Source organism: Rothia sp. HMSC075F09 (genome assembly GCF_001810515.1).
In the GTDB taxonomy this organism is placed as follows: domain Bacteria; phylum Actinomycetota; class Actinomycetes; order Actinomycetales; family Micrococcaceae; genus Rothia.
This window is the reverse complement of sequence record NZ_KV801771.1, coordinates 1-15,966: the sequence shown is the minus strand read 5'-3', so window position 1 is coordinate 15,966 and position 15,966 is coordinate 1. Positions and strand designations below refer to the sequence as shown.

The 15,966-nt window shown below is 60.9% G+C and carries 13 protein-coding genes; 2 read left to right on the top strand and 11 right to left on the bottom strand.

Translation table 11 applies throughout. The annotated features are described in order from the left end of the window. Positions 1-21 precede the first annotated feature (21 nt). Both HMPREF2749_RS00845 and HMPREF2749_RS00840 read left to right on the top strand, forming a co-directional pair. Entirely contained in the window at positions 22-642 is a 621-nt protein-coding gene (locus HMPREF2749_RS00845) for a hypothetical protein (protein ID WP_005507641.1), read from the top strand. 219 nt (positions 643-861) lie between these two features. Beyond that, positions 862-1,593 carry a metal-dependent transcriptional regulator gene (locus HMPREF2749_RS00840; protein ID WP_005504316.1) on the top strand — a complete coding sequence of 244 codons (732 nt, stop codon included), beginning with the start codon at positions 862-864 and terminating at the stop codon, positions 1,591-1,593. A 161-nt stretch (positions 1,594-1,754) separates the two neighbouring features. Here the strand turns inward: HMPREF2749_RS00840 and HMPREF2749_RS00835 are convergent, their stop codons facing one another. The 11 genes from HMPREF2749_RS00835 to HMPREF2749_RS00790 form a co-directional block, all read right to left on the bottom strand. Beyond that, the gene (locus tag HMPREF2749_RS00835) at positions 1,755-2,639 is read right to left on the bottom strand and encodes a metal ABC transporter permease (RefSeq protein ID WP_049349882.1); all 885 of its coding nucleotides are present in this window, start codon (positions 2,637-2,639) and stop codon (positions 1,755-1,757) included. Then, entirely contained in the window at positions 2,640-3,464 is an 825-nt protein-coding gene (locus HMPREF2749_RS00830) for a metal ABC transporter ATP-binding protein (RefSeq protein ID WP_049349881.1), read from the bottom strand. 194 nt (positions 3,465-3,658) lie between these two features. After that, a complete protein-coding gene (locus HMPREF2749_RS00825; protein ID WP_049349880.1) occupies positions 3,659-4,621 on the bottom strand; it encodes a metal ABC transporter substrate-binding protein in 963 nt (320 codons plus the stop codon). A 301-nt stretch (positions 4,622-4,922) separates the two neighbouring features. After that, positions 4,923-5,723: an exodeoxyribonuclease III gene (locus HMPREF2749_RS00820; RefSeq protein WP_070593036.1), complete on the bottom strand. Its 801-nt coding sequence runs from the start codon at positions 5,721-5,723 to the stop codon at positions 4,923-4,925. Positions 5,724-5,934: 211 nt separating this feature from the next. After that, positions 5,935-6,747 (bottom strand): S-layer homology domain-containing protein, encoded by an 813-nt coding sequence (locus HMPREF2749_RS00815; protein ID WP_070593034.1) that lies wholly within the window; start codon positions 6,745-6,747, stop codon positions 5,935-5,937. A gap of 508 nt (positions 6,748-7,255) precedes the next feature. Beyond that, positions 7,256-8,086 carry a hypothetical protein gene (locus HMPREF2749_RS09355; protein ID WP_246823470.1) on the bottom strand — a complete coding sequence of 277 codons (831 nt, stop codon included), beginning with the start codon at positions 8,084-8,086 and terminating at the stop codon, positions 7,256-7,258. After that, on the bottom strand, positions 8,001-8,585 hold the full coding sequence (locus tag HMPREF2749_RS09350) for a glycoside hydrolase family 55 protein (protein WP_246823469.1): 585 nt from the start codon (positions 8,583-8,585) through the stop codon (positions 8,001-8,003). Before HMPREF2749_RS09350 ends, HMPREF2749_RS09355 begins: the two co-directional genes overlap by 86 nt. Before the next feature lie 404 nt (positions 8,586-8,989). After that, positions 8,990-10,336 (bottom strand): glycosyl hydrolase family 28-related protein, encoded by a 1,347-nt coding sequence (locus HMPREF2749_RS00805; RefSeq protein ID WP_070593032.1) that lies wholly within the window; start codon positions 10,334-10,336, stop codon positions 8,990-8,992. A gap of 589 nt (positions 10,337-10,925) precedes the next feature. Beyond that, positions 10,926-11,924 (bottom strand): bile acid:sodium symporter family protein, encoded by a 999-nt coding sequence (locus HMPREF2749_RS00800; RefSeq protein WP_371325928.1) that lies wholly within the window; start codon positions 11,922-11,924, stop codon positions 10,926-10,928. Between the two features lie 179 nt (positions 11,925-12,103). Next, positions 12,104-13,729, bottom strand: coding sequence for a M48 family metallopeptidase (locus HMPREF2749_RS00795; RefSeq protein WP_070593028.1), 1,626 nt, complete (start codon positions 13,727-13,729; stop codon positions 12,104-12,106). 260 nt (positions 13,730-13,989) lie between these two features. Further along, positions 13,990-15,126 carry an acetate/propionate family kinase gene (locus HMPREF2749_RS00790; RefSeq protein WP_005507659.1) on the bottom strand — a complete coding sequence of 379 codons (1,137 nt, stop codon included), beginning with the start codon at positions 15,124-15,126 and terminating at the stop codon, positions 13,990-13,992. Positions 15,127-15,966 lie beyond the last annotated feature (840 nt).

Sequence of the window (15,966 nt, the reverse complement as noted above, 5' to 3'; positions counted from 1 at the left end):
GTTTTACGGCATAATAGGAAGGTGTTCGTTCTAACCTTTATTCAACGTTCCGCACAGCACTCACTCACTGCACTGTCGGACGAACTCGCAAAGCTCAACCCGCGTGTTGCCTTCGCCCAGACATACCCTGACGAAATTCAGGGCGCCTTCGACCGCGCCAGCGACGCACTCCACGCGGCGCTCATTGCCGCGCGCGATAACGGCTTCTGGGTCGGCATCGGAATCGGCGAGCTCAACATCCCCCGATTCGCAGGCGCACTCGGCGCCGTCAGCACCACCGACTGCACCGGCGACGCCCTCGAATTCTCACGCCTCGCCGTCGAAGAAGCACAAGGAGGCGCACCCGTACGCTGCATCAGCGTCAGCGCCGACAACCGCCACCTCGCCGACCTCGCCGCAGGCTCCGCACGCCTGCTCTACCGCGTATGCGCCGACCGTACCGACGCCGAATGGCGCGTAGTAAACCTGCTCGTACCCGGCGTGCGCGGCCAGCAGAAAGCAGCCGCAACCGCGCTCGGCATCACCACCCAGGCGGTCAGCCGCACCCTCGTCCGCTCCCTCTGGCATGAGGAGCAGGCGGCACGCGGTGCCCTCATCGAGCTGCTGACCCGTATTGACCGTTCGCGCCGCCGCGCCACCTAACCGCCGCCGCGCATCCCTCATTCTTTCGCGCCTGCCAGCCTTTCGTACCTGGTACCTGCCAGCCTTCTGTACCTGCCGGCGCGGAACCGAACACCTGATCCCGCCCGTGATGGTCGCCCCCTGCCAGGGGTGAACTATCCGGGCGGGACGCTTTTTAAGCCCGCGCTGAATACCCTGTAGCTCGACGGGCAAAACCAGAGAAAAGGTAAACTTATCTTTATGCCTCTTTCAGAACTTTCCGTCAGCACCCAGAACTACCTCAAGGAAATCTGGAGCCTCGAAGAATGGACCAAAACCCCTGCCACCGCATCCGCCCTGGCAGAACGCATGGGCCTGCGCATTTCTTCGGTATCTGACGGCCTCAAGCGCCTCGCCGCCGCCGACCTGATCGAGCATCAGCCCTACGGCGCTATTGAGCTCACTGAAACCGGCCGCTCCTACGCGCTGGCAATGATCCGCCGCCACCGCCTCATTGAGACGTTCCTCGTGGAGACCCTCGGCTACACCTGGGACCGTGTGCACGACGAGGCGGAGGTTCTGGAGCACGCGGTATCCGACTTCATGGTGGACCGCATCGACACCCTGCTGGGGCACCCGACCCGCGACCCGCACGGCGACCCGATCCCGGATTCTTCGGGGCATATTAGTTTTCCGCAGACCGTGCCGCTGAGCCAGTGCGAACCCGGCGAAACAGTCGTGCTCGAACGCATTAACGATGACGACCCGCGCCTGCTGCGCTACCTGCAGGGCCACGGCTTTGTGCCCGGCGTGCGCCTACACATTGAGGAGGGTGCGCCCTTCTCGGAGGCGGTGAACGTGAGCGTGGTCGGTGCCGGTTCCGGCAACCTGCACGAGACGGACGCGGCCGGTGCGGTGAAGCCCGGCGGCACCATTATTCCGTTGGGTGCGGAGGCGACCGCCTCCCTGTTCGTGTCCCGCACGGTGCGGTAGATACAGGGCTCTAGCAGCGGACTTCTAGCCCGGAAATCCGGGCGGGTACGCGCCCCTAACCTTCAAAAGATAGCAATAGGCGGAAAGCCCCACGGTGGGACTTTCCGCCTATTGCTGTATGTTGTGAGCGTACTCAGTGGGCTTTCACAGAGTGAGCTTTCTTAGGAAGCTGACGGCTCAGTTTTCGTTGCACCAGTGTTGAGCCGGCGGGCACGCATCCTGCCCAGCAGACCGTAGCGCGGGGCGAACACGTACGCCAGGGCGAACAGTATGCCCTGCGTGACGACCACGGCACCACCGGGGGATACGTCCGCGTAGTAGCTGGCGTACAGGCCGGTCAGCGTGCCCACCAGGGACACACCCACGCTCACCGCGAGCATCGGCACGAACCGGTCGGTAATGAGGCGCGCCGTGGAGCCGGGGATGACGAGCATCGCCACGACCAGCACCACACCCACAATCTGCAGCGCCACCACGGAAGTCAGCGCCAGCATAATGAGTAGCAGCGCACCGAGCAGACGCGGACGCAACCCCACCGCCTGCGCAAAGCCCGGGTCGAAGGCGTACAGCACAAAGTCGCGGCGCTTGACCAGCAGCACGGCGGCAACCACCACCGCGAGGATAGCGACCTGCCAGACGTCCGACCAGGACACACCCAGCACGTTACCGAAGAGAATATGGTTCAGGTCGGTATTCGACGGCGTAACCGAAATCAGCACCAGACCGAACGCGAACAAGGTCGTAAACACGATGCCGATCGCGGCATCCTCGCGCACGCGTCCGCTACGCCGCACCCCGCCGATGAGCGCCACCGCCACGAGCGCGGCAATGACCGCACCCACCGCGAAGGGCGCACCAAAAATGTAGGCGAGCACCACGCCGGGCAGCACCGCGTGCGAGATCGCATCGCCCATGAGCGACCAGCCGAGCAGCACGAGCCAGCAAGAGAGCAGGGCGCAGACGGCGGCGGCGATGACGGTGACCACGAATGCGCGGAGCATGAAGGGCAGGGTCAGCGGCTCCACCAGAAAGTTGAGGATGTCCATTTAGTTCTTCCCTTCCGCAGAGCTGATCGTAGTAGTGCCAGAGGTAGTAGCGCTGGAGGCGGCAGTCGGCGCGCCGGCGTCCACTTCCATGCCGAAGGCACGCACCAGGTTCTCGGGGGCGAGCACCTTCTCGGGGGTGTCGTGCATCAGAATATCGCCGCGTAGCAGTAGTGCCTCGTCGGCGAACTGGCGCAGGCTCGCCAAGTCGTGCGTGGAAACCAGCACGGTCGCGCCCTCGTCACGCAACTGTTCGATGACCTGAATGAGCATCGCTTCGCTGCGCTTGTCCACGCCGGCGAAAGGCTCATCCAGCAGCAGCAGCTGGGCGCCCTGAGCGATAGCGCGTGCCACGAAGGCGCGCTTACGCTGACCGCCCGAAAGCGCCCCAATCTGACGGTCGGCAAGGTCGGTCAGTTCCACGCGGGCGAGCGCCTCATCCACGGCGGCACGGTCTGCGGCACGCAGGCGGCGGGTGATGCCGAGGTTGCGGTAACGGCCCATGCTGACGACCTCACGCACGGAGATGGGGAAGGTCCAGTCGATTTCTTCGCTCTGCGGCACGTAGCTGACGAGTCCGGCGCGGTGGTGGTGCGCGTTCTTGCCGCGGCTGCCACGGTTACCGCCGACGGGCTGCCCGTCGAGGGTGATGCTGCCGGCGTGCATGGGCACGACCCCCATGATGGCTTTGAAGAGGGTGGATTTGCCGGAGCCGTTCATACCGATCAGGCCGCAGATACGCCCGGTGTCCAGGGTGAAGGATGCGCCGGTGAGGGCGCGGACTGGCCCGTAGTTCACGTGCACATTTTCGCAGCTGAGAAGTGACATTCGGTGGCTCTTTCGGGGTTTCTTCGGTGTGTTGATGAGTTGCTTGTGTGAGCGAGTGTTAACGGCGTGGGAGGAGCGGAGCCATGAAGGCGACCGCCCCTCCTATCCTATCGGGGGTTTGGGGTTTACCCGGGGTTTTCGATGCCGGGTTTGACCCTGGTTTAGCCCGGGTTTATTCGGGCTTTATGCCGAGTTTAGGAGTTGCCCTTGAGGCCCGCAACGATGGTGCGTGCGTCGTAGCGAATCATGTCCAGGTAGGTGGGCACGGGGCCGTTCGCCTCGGAGAGCGAGTCTACGTAGAGCACGCCGCCGAATCGTGCGCCGGTGGCGTCTGCGACCTGGCGCATCGGGTTGTCAGAGACGGTGGATTCGCAGAACACGGCGGGCACCTGGTTCTCGCGCACGTAGTCGATCGCGGAGGAAATCTGCGAGGGGGTCGCCTGCTGTTCGGAGTTGACCGCCCAAATGTACTTTTCCTTCAGGCCCGCGTCTGCCGCCAGGTAGGAGAAGGCACCTTCGCAGGTGACCAGTGCGCGCTGGTTCTCGGGCAGGGTGGAGATTTCCTTGACGAGCTCGTCACGCACGCCCTGCAGCTGCTTCTTGTAGGCTTCACCGCGGGTCTTGTAGTCGGCGGCGTGGCCCGGGTCGAGGGCGCTAAATTCGCGAATCATCACGTCCACGTACTTTTGCACGTTGCTGGGGCTCATCCAGGCGTGGGGGTTGGGCTTGCCCGCGTAGGCGTCCTCGGTAATGGAGATGGGCGTGACCCCCTCGGAGACGGTCACGTGCTTAGCGTGGGATTCTTCAACGAACTTCGCGAACCAGGATTCGAGGTTCAGGCCGTTGTCGAGCACCAGGTCGGCGGCGTGCGCCTTCTTCAGGTCGGAGGGGGTGGGCTCGTACTCGTGGATCTCTGCACCGGGCTTGGTGAGGGATTCGACGTTCAGGTCGTCGCCTGCCACGTTGCGGGCGATGTCTGCGAGCACGGTGAAGGTGGTGAGCACGGTCTTCTTACCGCTGCTGCTCTTAGCGCCTTCGGTGGTGCTGGAGGTGCTACCGCAGCCGGTGAGCACGAGTAGCAGGGTGAGTGCGAGGGCGGCGCAGAGCGCCTGGACGAGGCGGCGTGCGTTGCTACCTGCGGGGGTGAAAGCGTTCATGAGGCATCCTTCATTGGAAGTCACGGGTTTGAGTATGTGGTTGATGTGTGGAATTTGCCGCGCCGGGACGCTAGGGACACGGTGTGTCTGCGCAGGCATCATAATGCGCTTTTGCCTGTCGTCCCGGGCGGAATTTAATAATAGTTCGGCTAGCCGAACTTTTCAACTAAGCCACACAGAAAACCTTGAAATATTGGCAGAAGCCCAGAGACAGAAGCACCGGCAGACACAGTAAGGAGGCGAGGGATCCCTCCCCCGCCTCCTTGCTGCACGCGGTTCTACGGCAAGCTATGCGCTCGGATTAGTCGGCAATCTCAACCACGACCGGCGTGTGGTCGCTTGCGCCTTCACCGGCGCGCTCCACCTTATCGATCCAGGCACGTTCCACGCGTGCGGCAAGCGCGGGCGAGAACAGCTGAAAGTCAATGCGCATACCCTCATCCTTGGTGAAGCGGCCCGCCTGGTAGTCCCAGTAGGTGTATTCACCCGGAGTGTGCGGGCGCACTACATCCACCATGCCCTCTTCGAGTAGGGCGGCGAAGGCACGGCGTTCGGGTTCGGAAACGTGGGTCATTTCGTTGCGCAGGAAGTAGTCTATATCCCACACGTCGGCATCCTCGGGGGCGACGTTCCAGTCACCGACCAGGGCAAGCTGCGACTGCGGGTTAGCAGCCAGTTCGTTGTGCACGTTCTGGCACAGCGCCTCCATCCAGTGGAGCTTGTAGTCCATGTGCGGGTCGGTCAGGCCGCGGCCGTTGGGCACATAGAGGCTCCAGACGCGCACGCCGCCGCAGGTCGCACCGATCGCGCGCGCCTCCAGCACCTCGGGTTCGCCGGGCTTACCGAAGTGCGGCTGATTATCGAAGCCGCGCTGCACATCTTCGAGGCCAACTCGGGAGGCGATTGCCACGCCATTCCACTGATTCAGGCCGAAGTGCGCAACCTCGTAGCCCATGAATTCGAAGAGGTCGAAGGGGAAGGTTTCGTCCTTGGTTTTGGTTTCTTGCAGGGCGAGCACGTCAACGTCGTGTTCGTCGAGCCAGTCTTCGACGCGGTTCTCACGGGCGCGGATTGAGTTGATGTTCCAGGTGGCAATCTTCATGCCTTCTAGCTTAGCGGGTGCAGAGCATGCACCTTTCATTGCACGGAAGCGATTGCGCGGCGGCACGGGCGCTCGCAACCTGCCAGAACAGCACAGCACCCGGAACAGAGCACCGCCCGCCTGCGCAACCTTCGGGTCGCACCGGCGGGCGGTGAATATATGCGCTAGTCAGCACTGCATCTAGTCGGTATTACCCCTAGTCAACGGCTTCCTAGTCAACGGCGGGAGTGCCCACAACCTTCAGGCCCTTATCACCGTACGCCTTGAGCATGTACAGGGCATCGGAGAAGTACAGGGGGCTGGCGGGGTCCACCACGTCTGCTACACCATCGCCATTGCGGTCAACCTCAGGGTATGCACCCAGGGTGCGGGCTGCCCAGCGGTTTTCGGTCTTGAACTGCTCAGCCTTCTTGGCTTCGGCACGTAGCGGACGGCGGATCTGTCGCAGGCGTGCGGCACCGTCGGGGCTACCTGCGGCACGATACAGGAACGCGGCGAGGGTGTGGCGGGTGGCGTACTCGTCCGGGTGGAAGAGCCCGTCATCCCATCCGGAGGTGATACCCGCGTCCGCTGCCCAAATGTACGCAGCATAGTTGGGGTCGGCGGTGGGCACGTCCTTGTAGGGCGAGGTTTTCGGGAGGTCCTTGACGGTCGGCGATCCCGCCATGCGGTAAAGCATGCGTACGAGCTGGCCGCGGGTGACGGTTGCGGTGCTGTGGCGGCGGGTGACGGTGTATTCTTCGTTGTCGAGGTAGCCGTGGCAGACTGCCCACACGCCGGGAGTAGCGCTCATTGTGCCTAGGAACGTGGCGACGCATTCGGCGTAGCTGGGGTCGTCCTTGGGCTGGTGAAGTTTGATGAGGCCGTTGGCTGCAGCAGGTTCGGCGGCGTGAGCTACAGCCTGGTGGGAGGCGATGGCGGAGGTGCCTACGGGCAGGGCACCGAGGGCGAGGGCGAGGGTGAGAGCGAAGGTGCGGCGTGCGCGAGTGGTGGGTGTGAGTGCTCGGGAGATAACCGGAAGCATGGGCTGTCCTTATGTAATTGTGGTTGGGAACCGGCCGGAAGGAACCGATTTTTGGGTCGACTTTGGGGTCGCCAAATGGAGCGAATAAGAAAAGGGGAAAGGAGTGCGTTGAGGAATAGTGAGAAGCGGCAATGAATAGGGGCTGACGTGCGGCTATACGCGGTTTTGGTGTGCACCAATGATGTGCGTGTTCCACATACTGTCGCACGGCTATGGTGGTACACAGTGAATGGACTGTTTTACACCGCCATAGAAAGTTTAAAGTACATATTGATATTTTATTCAATATTTAATTGAGACTTTTATCAACTAAAAATTAAACATTGTTCTAAACAACAAAGCAGCTGCGAATGGTACATATTCCATTCGCAGCTGCCCTGATTCTTAGCCGACATGTGGCGGTATAACGCGCCCACTAGGGCACACGCGCCTCCCTCACGATTCACAGGAAAGTTCCGAACCGGTTCGGGCGTGTCTACTAGCTGCCGTCAGTTGCCGTCAGTCTCTACTAACCGCGCATCACGTTGTAGGCTTCCTTGGTGAGCTGACCGGCGGGCGAGGTGGAGTGGCGCAGCTCCTCAACCTCAATGACCACGTTCGCGCCAATCTCGCCGGTGATGTACACGCGGCGGCCGAGCATATTACCATCGCCGATGCGGTCGTCCTTGGCGGTACCTTCAGTGATGCGCAGGTCGTAAATCTTGTTTTCAATGTAGAAGCCGTACAGGGAGGCGGGCTTCTCCGGCGGGTTGTAGGAGACGGGCGCGACCATGCGGGTACCGCGCGCGTTACGGCTGATGTACCAGTTGGCGGCCTCGTCGGCGCCTGCGGCACCGCTGACTGTGCCAGCCCAGCTGGAGCCTTCCGCTTCGCATCCGATGAAGACATTGTGCGCCCACTCAACGAGCCAGCCGTGACCCGCGTTGGAGCGGGCGGTGCAGCCGATGAACATGTTGCGTTCACCCTGCACAATCCAGCCTGCGCCGGCGTGGCGGGTGGCGGGCTCGTAGAGGGCGTTCTTGTTGCTGGTGCGGTGGTTGCTGTTGCTGGAGCAGTTCTCGAACTTAGCCTGCGCCGCGTACACCTCGATACCGGCGTAGGAGCCTCCGCTGAGGTTCGCTTCGGCAACGTCTACGCCGCGCAGCTTGTTGTCTGCCGCGCCGGAGTTCTGGCCTTCGTTGGGGCGGCGGGGGTGGCCGGCGGGCTTGCCAAGCAGCAGGCCCTGGTTGAGGGTGCGGCGGATGGTCACGTCGTCAATTTTCATGCCCTGGTCGTCCAGGCCGAGCACGGCAACGCCGATGGCGGTGTCCCAGACTTCCACGCCGGCGATAACGGGCACGATGTCCGGTTCGTTGAGCAGGTCGCCGGTCAGGTGGGTGTGGAAGATGACGCCGGCGACGTTGTTCAGCGGGGCGGTGTGCGCATCGAGCGGGTAGCTGCTGATGGGGGGTGTTTGCGGCGTTAGTGCGGATGTGCAGGTTGCGTACGCCCATGCGCATGGGCTTGTTGGCGTTGTAGTTGCCGTAGACGGGGGTGGTGTAGCTGCCGACGTGGAACACGCCGGTGTATTCGGTGTGGCCGTTGGCGGTGGTGGGGATGGCGCGGTCGGAGTGCGCGATGACGACGGTTGAGGAGCCGTAGCCGAAGATTTCGACGCGGTGCTTGATGTCGATGAAGGGGTAGGAGACGCGGTAGATGCCGCGGGGTAGTTCTACGGATCCGCCACCGCGTGCGGCGACGTCGTCGACTGCGCGCTGGATGGCTGCGGTGGAGTCTTTGGCACCGGTGGGGTCTGCGCCGTAGTTGATGGCGTTGATGCTCATGGGCGTATCGGGCATGAGGGGCTCAATTCTTTCGATGGGTACCGCGTTCGGTGCTGAAGGCGGCGCGGGTGAGTGAATTGAGTGAATACGGCTGTATGCGGTGAATACGGTGCTACGTGGGTGCAGTGTTGAGTTTGCGTGGTGCGGTGTGTTGGGCGCATTTCTGCGGGTGTTTTGACGTGTGCGGGTCTGTGCACCGGCAGACCTGCCTCCTGCTCAAGGGTACCGCATTGGGCGTGTGGAGGCGATGACCGGGCGCTGTGATGCCCGCTCCCCTGCCCTGTTTTTCTACGGTTTTTCGGCCGTTTTGTGGGCGGGTTAAACGCCGAGGGGCGGGGATTACTCCCCGCCCCTCAGGCGTATGCGTTTTAAGATTTTGTGGTCACGAGCCTCAGCCCGCAGAGCCTAACTCGCGAGGGTTAGCCCATGAACACGCCGTTGCCGCGCTTCTCCAGCTGCTTCGGCGCGAAAGTCGCGTGGCGAATATGATCCACCTCGATGAGCACATTATCGCCCATAGCGCCGGTCACGTGAACGCGGCGGCCAACCATGTTGTTATCACCAATACGGTCATCCTTCGCGGACGCAGTCGTAATGTGCATATCGCGAATGTTGTTCTCAATGTAGAAGCCGTACAGGGAAGCCTTCGCCCAGCTGTAAGGGTTGTGCGAGCGAGGAGCCACGAAGCGGCTACCGCGTGCGTTACGGCCAATGTACCAGTTCGCTGCCTCGTCGCCTCGAGCAGCGCCGGTAACAGCATCCTGGAAGCTGGAGGACTCGCCCAGGCAGCCAATGAACTGGTTGTTGCCCCACTCCACGAGCCAGCCGTGACCGGCGTTCTCCTGGGCGGTGCAGCCAATGAACATGTTGCGGGTGCCCTGAATGAACCAGCCTGCACCCACGTGGCGGGTCTTCACTTCGTACAGGGCGTTCTTACCCTGGTTACGCTTGTTGAACCAGCTGGTGGACGCCTCGAACTTGGACTGAGAAGTGTAAATCTCAATACCGGCGAAGGTGCCGTAGCTCATGTTTGCGTCAGAGACGTCAATCATGGAGAACTTGTTATCTGCTGCGCCGGGGGTGTCACCCTCACGGGGGCGCAGCGGGTGGCCGACGGGCTTACCGACCAGCAGGCCCTGGCGCAGGGTCTGGCGGATGCGCAGCTTGTCAATCTTCATGCCCTGGTCGTCCAGGCCCAGGATTGCAACGCCGATGGCGGTGTCCCAAATCTCGATGTTGGACAGGGTGGGCACTGCGTCCGGCTCACCGGGATTAGCGTCCGCAATGCGGGTGTGGAAGATGACACCTGCAACGTTGTCGACGGGCTGGGTGTGCTTCTCCAGGAAAATCTGGTTGCTCTTAGAATCCAGCGGCAGGTTGTACTTGTTAGTGCGGATGAACAGGTCACGCACGCCCATACGCATGGGCTTGTTCTGGTTGGTGCCACCGCTCATGGGGGTGGTGTAGCTACCGGTGTGGAAAACGCCGGTGCATTCGTAGCTACCGTTCTTGGTGGAGGGGATACCCTTGTCGGTGAAAGCGACGATTCGGGTTGCCTGACCGTGGCCGAAAATCTCGACGCGGTGCTTCATTTCGATGAAGGGGTAGGAGACGCGGTACATGCCGCCGGGAATCTCCACGGAGCCGCCGCCCTGCGCAGCAACATCATCGATAGCCTTCTGGATAGCACTAGTGGAGTCTCGTACGCCGGTGGGGTCAGCGTTGTACTTGGAATCGCATACGTTCACGCTCATGATGGTAGCCATGGAGTGTCCTCTTTCTTGGCGGATACAGACAGCGATTAGCGCATAGATGGAATCTAAGCGCGTCATTAAGCTGAGTGTATCCAGTTGTGTTTGAGTGAATAAATGGTTTTGAGCTTCCTTCCGGTTGAGTGAGTGAGTCTCTTCCGGTGCGGGATGCGGGCGGGGAGTGAATCCGCTGCATCAATGCTCGTGGGCGGTGTGAGGGAGTGAATCTCAACCATTCCCACATGAGTCATAAATTCTTGCATACAGGATGCAAATCTGTCTAACCCATCGACAAAATATTCTAGGGCAAAATTGGGGCTTTTTCACCGCTCAACACCCGATAGTGTTGATTGTCTCGCTGGTCACTTTGATGCAATAGAGTGCACATAACCCACAGAAAACCAACTGACCAGTACTAATACCACATTTTGCACGCATATGCACTAGTCAGAGAGTTTTTCGATGAATGCGCGCTATATCACTTCATAGACAGGTCATCCAGTCCCAAAGAACCCATTAAAACCCCTCATCAGAGGCTTATCTCACAGGCTCAGAGGCCCCCAATAGCACCCGCCGAGCACCCCGGCAGATAGGGTTCAAGCCCCTACTGAACTTCCTTCGCGGAGGCGGCACCCACCACATCCAGGCGCGCATAGCGGCCCGCAAGCCAGGTACAAATCATCAACTGAACCTGATGGAAAATCATGATCGGCAGCATCATCAGACCCAGCGAGCCCGCACCAAAAATAATGATTGCCATCGGCAGGCCAGCCGCCAGCGACTTCTTCGAACCGCAGAACTGAATCGTAATGCGGTCGGCACGGTTGAAGCCCAGACGCTTAGCCAGCTGGTCAGTCAGCCACAGCATGAACGCCACAATAATCGCCATGAGCACGACCAGCAGCACGATCTGCCACCACGCCACGCGCGTCCACACGCCCTGCACCACTGAGGCGGAGAACGCCGAATACACAATCATCATGACCGAGAACTTATCCAGCCACTTGGTCGTCGGCTTCTTGGCGAACTCCCCCACCCAGCGGCGCGTCAGCTGACCGAGCACGAACGGCAAGAACAGCTGAATGGCAATGTCCAGGAAAACCGTTCCGGAGAACTCAATATGGCCCGTGTTCATCAGCAGCATGGCGAGCAGCGGGGTCGCCACCACACCCACAATCGAGGAGAGCGAAGCGCTCACAATCGCCGCCGCCACGTTACCGCCCGCAATGGACGTAAACGCGATGGACGCCTGCACGGTCGAGGGCACAAAGGTCAAGAACAGAATGCCCATATACAGCCCGTCACCAAGCACATAACGCAGTGGTGAAAGCGCCAAACCGACCAGGGGGAACAGCACGAACGTGCAGCTCAGAATCATCAGGTGCAGACGCCAGTGGGTCAGGCCGCGAATAGCCTCCGCGGTGGAGAGGCGAGCGCCGTACAGGTAGAACAGCAGGGCGACCGCGAACTTCGTTCCGGTGCTGAACCATTCGGCGAAGTCGCCGCGCGCCGGCACAATAATTGCGAGGATGACCGCGCTAATGAGCATGGTCAGCAGCGGGTCGAGTTTGATGGAGCGAAGTGATGAAAGCATGGTTTCCATTCTATGGCCGCACCCCGCGGCGGATGCTGGGGCGGGCACATCTTCTCACCTGAGGGTCACACGGGAAGAGCTTAGGAGTATGCAGGAGGCGGTTAACAGCCGAACCCGCCGGAGTGCCTTAGCACCCCGACGGGTTCGTGAAAGTTATTGAGCCGTGCGGCTCAGGTCAGGTGTAACGGTTACTTCTTGTCGCCGTCGAAGCCGTAACCGTAGGAGCCACCCTCAGAGGAGTTGTTGCCGTACTGGCCGTAACCGTACTGCTCGGACTGGCCGCTAGAAGGCTGCTCCGGAACAGACTGACCTGCAGCAGGCTGGCCTGCACCGTTCTGGGTTGCACCATTCTGAGCTGCACCGTTCTGACCTGCGGCAGGCTGACCGAAGCCGGGCTGCTGACCGTAGGCAGGCTGACCCGGTGCGGGCATCTGCGGGCCACCGGGAGCACCCGGTGCCGGCATGCCACCGGCGGTAGCGTACGCATCCCAACGCTGGCCGTGGAAGGCACGAGCCTGCTCGGTGAGCCAGCCAGCGAACAGCGTAGAGTTCGCATCGAACGCGGGGGCGTTCTCGGGCTTGGAGTACACGTCCACGGTATCCAGAGTGTGGTCAGCCCACGCGTCTTGGTGCTCATTCATGAACTCGGTGGACTGAATCGGGTCAGGCCACATGTGTACCGGCTCAGACGCCGGGATCAGGACCGGAACGCGCGGCGTGCCGTCCTTGGTCGGGTTCTCCGTCGGGCGCCAGAACAGGCGGCCGGGCTGGGTACGGTCACGCAGCGCGTGCGCACGCCAAGTGAGAACGGGGTGGCTCGCGATGAGGTTCACGTACCAGACGGCAAGGCCTCGGTCAGTGACGGCACGGTCGGCAAGCTCATCGAAGTTAACCTGCTTGTTCAGGTACTTACCCGCCGCAAGCACCTTGACGGCGCCCTCAGCGCCCTCGGGGCAGAAGCGGTAGCCGAAGTTGTCGGCGGTGTACTCCTGCGAGCGGGACAACGCACTCGACAGCATCGGAATCTGGCCGAAGAGTGCCGTGAAAATTACACGGAAATAACCAACGTGACCTGCGGCGATGTGGCCCACCTCGTGACCGATAATGAAGCGCAACGCCTGCGGGTCGCGGGACTTACCGCCAATCTCGAACAGATCAGAGTACAGGCCGATGTAGCGACGGAAACCATGACCTGCCGCGAACGCGTTGATGGTGCCGTTACCGCTGATAACGTACGCATCCGGCACACGGCGCAGACCCGCAGCCTCAGCTGCTTCGGCAATCATCTGGTACGCCTCGGGGAACTGGGTCGGGGTGATGCGCACACCGTTCACACGCTGCTTAGCGTAGAAAATAGCACGCCCAATGAAGACAACAAGCGGACCCATAAGGAGGATGGCAACCACCTGGTAAATTGTCTCCTGCAGGCTTGCAGCGGTGCTACCCACATAAGGCGTGTGCATCGATTCTTCACCAGACCTGAAGAAGTAGCGCATCATCGAGCTGAACAGGTCAGCCATCGCCATGAACAGCACAATGTAGCCGACCGCAGTGACCGCGTAGGCGGCGACCAGCCACGGAATTTCGGAGGGGTGACGCAGCGCGTGCAGCACCTTCGGCGGCAGCATCGACTGGTAGGCGAAGAGCTTCGGCTGGGGCAGGGGGCTGACCGGCTTCTGGCGCTCGTCTTCGGGGAGCCAGCCGGCGGAGAGGTCCTGCGGGAGGGGTTCACCGGGGGCGTGGAATGCCTGCTGGCCGGGCTGGGCGTTGAACTGCCCGCCGGGCTGCTGGTGGTTTTCAGGGGGTTGAGTCATGTCTCGTCCGCTTCGTATCGAGTGTTATCTGATTCCACTCTATCGTTTTTGGGCACTTACTAGTGAATGTGAATGCGCTTTTTCTCATAGAATGCCCATTCGCGACGCTACAGCACGCCACAGCGCCGGGGCACACAGCGCAGAGACCCCGGGGCGCACCGCCTTGCGGGCATAAGAAATCCGCCGCGACACCCATACGGAATGGGTACCACGGCGGATTACTTTACGCTGAGCCGCCTACACGGCGGGGTGCGTGGGGCTTAGAGGCTCTTGACGAGTTCCTCGGTAGCCTCAGCGATAGCCTTCTCCTCGTTGGTGGGGATGACCAGCACCTTGATAGCGGAATCCTCGGTGGAAATCACGCGCGGCTCGGGGGAACGCTTAGCGTTCTCCTCCTCGTTGTACTTGATACCGAGAGCACCGAGGCGGTCCAGGACCAGCTTGCGGAAGTCGCCGGAGTTCTCACCGATACCAGCGGTGAAGATCAGCGCCTGCGCGCCGCCAACAACCAGGTTGTAGCCGCCAATGTACTTCATCAGGCGGTAGGAGGTCATGTCCAGTGCGAGCTGTGCACGCTCGTCGCCGGACTGTGCAGCCTCAACGACCTTACGCATGTCGTTGGAGCCAGCCAGTGCGAGCAGACCGGACTCCTTGTTCAGGATGGTGTCCAGGCGTGCACCGTCGATGCCCTCACGAATCAGGATGGTGGTCAGTGCCGAGGGGTCAATGTCGCCGGAGCGGGTACCCATGATCAGGCCAGCCAGCGGGGTGTAGCCCATGGAGGTGTCGACGGACTTGCCGCCCTTCACAGCGGTCACGGACGCGCCGTTACCGAGGTGAGCAACGATGCCGTTGAACTCGTCGCGTGCAATGCCGAGCATGTCAGCTGCAACGTGGGAGACGTACTCGTGGCTGGTGCCGTGGAAGCCGTAGCGGCGGATGCTGTACTTGTCAGCCAGGTCATAGGGGATCGCGTAGCGCCATGCTTCTTCGGGCATGGTGGAGTGGAACGCGGTGTCGAAGATAGCAACCTGCGGCAGGGAGGGCCACTTGTGCATTGCTGCGCGCATGCCCTGAGCGTGTGCGGGGTTGTGCAGCGGTGCCAGCGGGGAGAGGTCGTCGATCTGCTGGACAACTTCCTCGGTGAGCAGGGCGGGGTGGGTGAACTTCTCTGCACCCTGCACCACGCGGTGGCCGACTGCCTGCAGCTCACGGCCTGCCAGGACGGGCTCAAGCTTCTCAGACATGATGTCGAATGCGACTTCGTGGTTGGGCACGTCGGTGCCGATGTTTTCGACGAGGCCGGAGGTCAGCATCTGCTCTGCCTCGGGCAGGGAGGTGTCACGCACCTGGTACTTCAGGGAGGAAGAACCAGCGTTCACAACGAGAATAAGCATGAAAGTATCTTCTTTCGTAGTTTTCTTTTCGTTCCATTCTCGCACTTTTCGAGCCTGCGTGCGAGACGGTCCCGACTGTGTTTTTAACGGGGTTTTTAACGGGGGTTTTACTAGGGGCAGGAGGCACGGGCTTGGTGGGGTGGAGAGAACGCCTGGAAGATAGGTTTAAGGTATGACCTAATTACTGGTGGTGTTTTCAGAGCTTAGGTATAGTTGGGGTTAGCAAGGTAAAGCAAGAGACCCTGAGGTAGTCGCCGCAAGGCGAGGAGGTATAACGGGTGAGCCGTAGTGGGTATGCCGGTGGATTCTGGCCGAAGCTACGGACCTTGTCATGGGTATGAGGCGTGGTCCCAGTAGGGTAGCGCCTCATAACGCTTTAAGGGCGGGCTCTCACCGGGTTCGCCTTTTCTGTCCGCTCTTTTCTGTTCAGTGCGCTTCCAACGCCGGAAGCCGCGTGTACAGAAAACCGCATACACAGATTTCTGCATTTCTGCACCCCACACCACCCAGTATGTGATACAGATTACATGGTGGCCAAAAGCTGGATGATTTCCGTGTACTATAAGAGCAACAAGAATTTTGCCGACACGGCAATATGGCTCAGAGTTTGAGCTACCATCATGGAGATTATCAGACGACCCTAAGCCACCACCTTTAGCACGCTGTGACTCCAATGGATTATGTAGGAGACATAGGGACTTGCTCACTATGACTCCGATTTGCAGTCATTTCAGATTGCAACACAAAAATCACCGCTGGCGCCTGGTTTACCCAGGCACCAGCGGTGATTTTCTCACTGTCGTCCCGTGCCACCACAGCACGACGTCTGACAAGACTCTC

What these genes read in the sequence shown, in the direction of transcription:
- HMPREF2749_RS00840 (WP_005504316.1), top strand. Translation starts at nt 862, where the DNA reads ATGCCTCTTTCAGAACTTTCCGTCAGCACCCAGAACTACCTCAAGGAA.
- HMPREF2749_RS00835 (WP_049349882.1), bottom strand. Translation starts at nt 2,639, where the DNA reads ATGGACATCCTCAACTTTCTGGTGGAGCCGCTGACCCTGCCCTTCATG.
- HMPREF2749_RS00830 (WP_049349881.1), bottom strand. Translation starts at nt 3,464, where the DNA reads ATGTCACTTCTCAGCTGCGAAAATGTGCACGTGAACTACGGGCCAGTC.
- HMPREF2749_RS00825 (WP_049349880.1), bottom strand. Translation starts at nt 4,621, where the DNA reads ATGAACGCTTTCACCCCCGCAGGTAGCAACGCACGCCGCCTCGTCCAG.
- HMPREF2749_RS00820 (WP_070593036.1), bottom strand. Translation starts at nt 5,723, where the DNA reads ATGAAGATTGCCACCTGGAACATCAACTCAATCCGCGCCCGTGAGAAC.
- HMPREF2749_RS00815 (WP_070593034.1), bottom strand. Translation starts at nt 6,747, where the DNA reads ATGCTTCCGGTTATCTCCCGAGCACTCACACCCACCACTCGCGCACGC.
- HMPREF2749_RS09350 (WP_246823469.1), bottom strand. Translation starts at nt 8,585, where the DNA reads ATGCCCGATACGCCCATGAGCATCAACGCCATCAACTACGGCGCAGAC.
- HMPREF2749_RS00805 (WP_070593032.1), bottom strand. Translation starts at nt 10,336, where the DNA reads ATGGCTACCATCATGAGCGTGAACGTATGCGATTCCAAGTACAACGCT.
- HMPREF2749_RS00800 (WP_371325928.1), bottom strand. Translation starts at nt 11,924, where the DNA reads ATGGAAACCATGCTTTCATCACTTCGCTCCATCAAACTCGACCCGCTG.
- HMPREF2749_RS00795 (WP_070593028.1), bottom strand. Translation starts at nt 13,729, where the DNA reads ATGACTCAACCCCCTGAAAACCACCAGCAGCCCGGCGGGCAGTTCAAC.
- HMPREF2749_RS00790 (WP_005507659.1), bottom strand. Translation starts at nt 15,126, where the DNA reads ATGCTTATTCTCGTTGTGAACGCTGGTTCTTCCTCCCTGAAGTACCAG.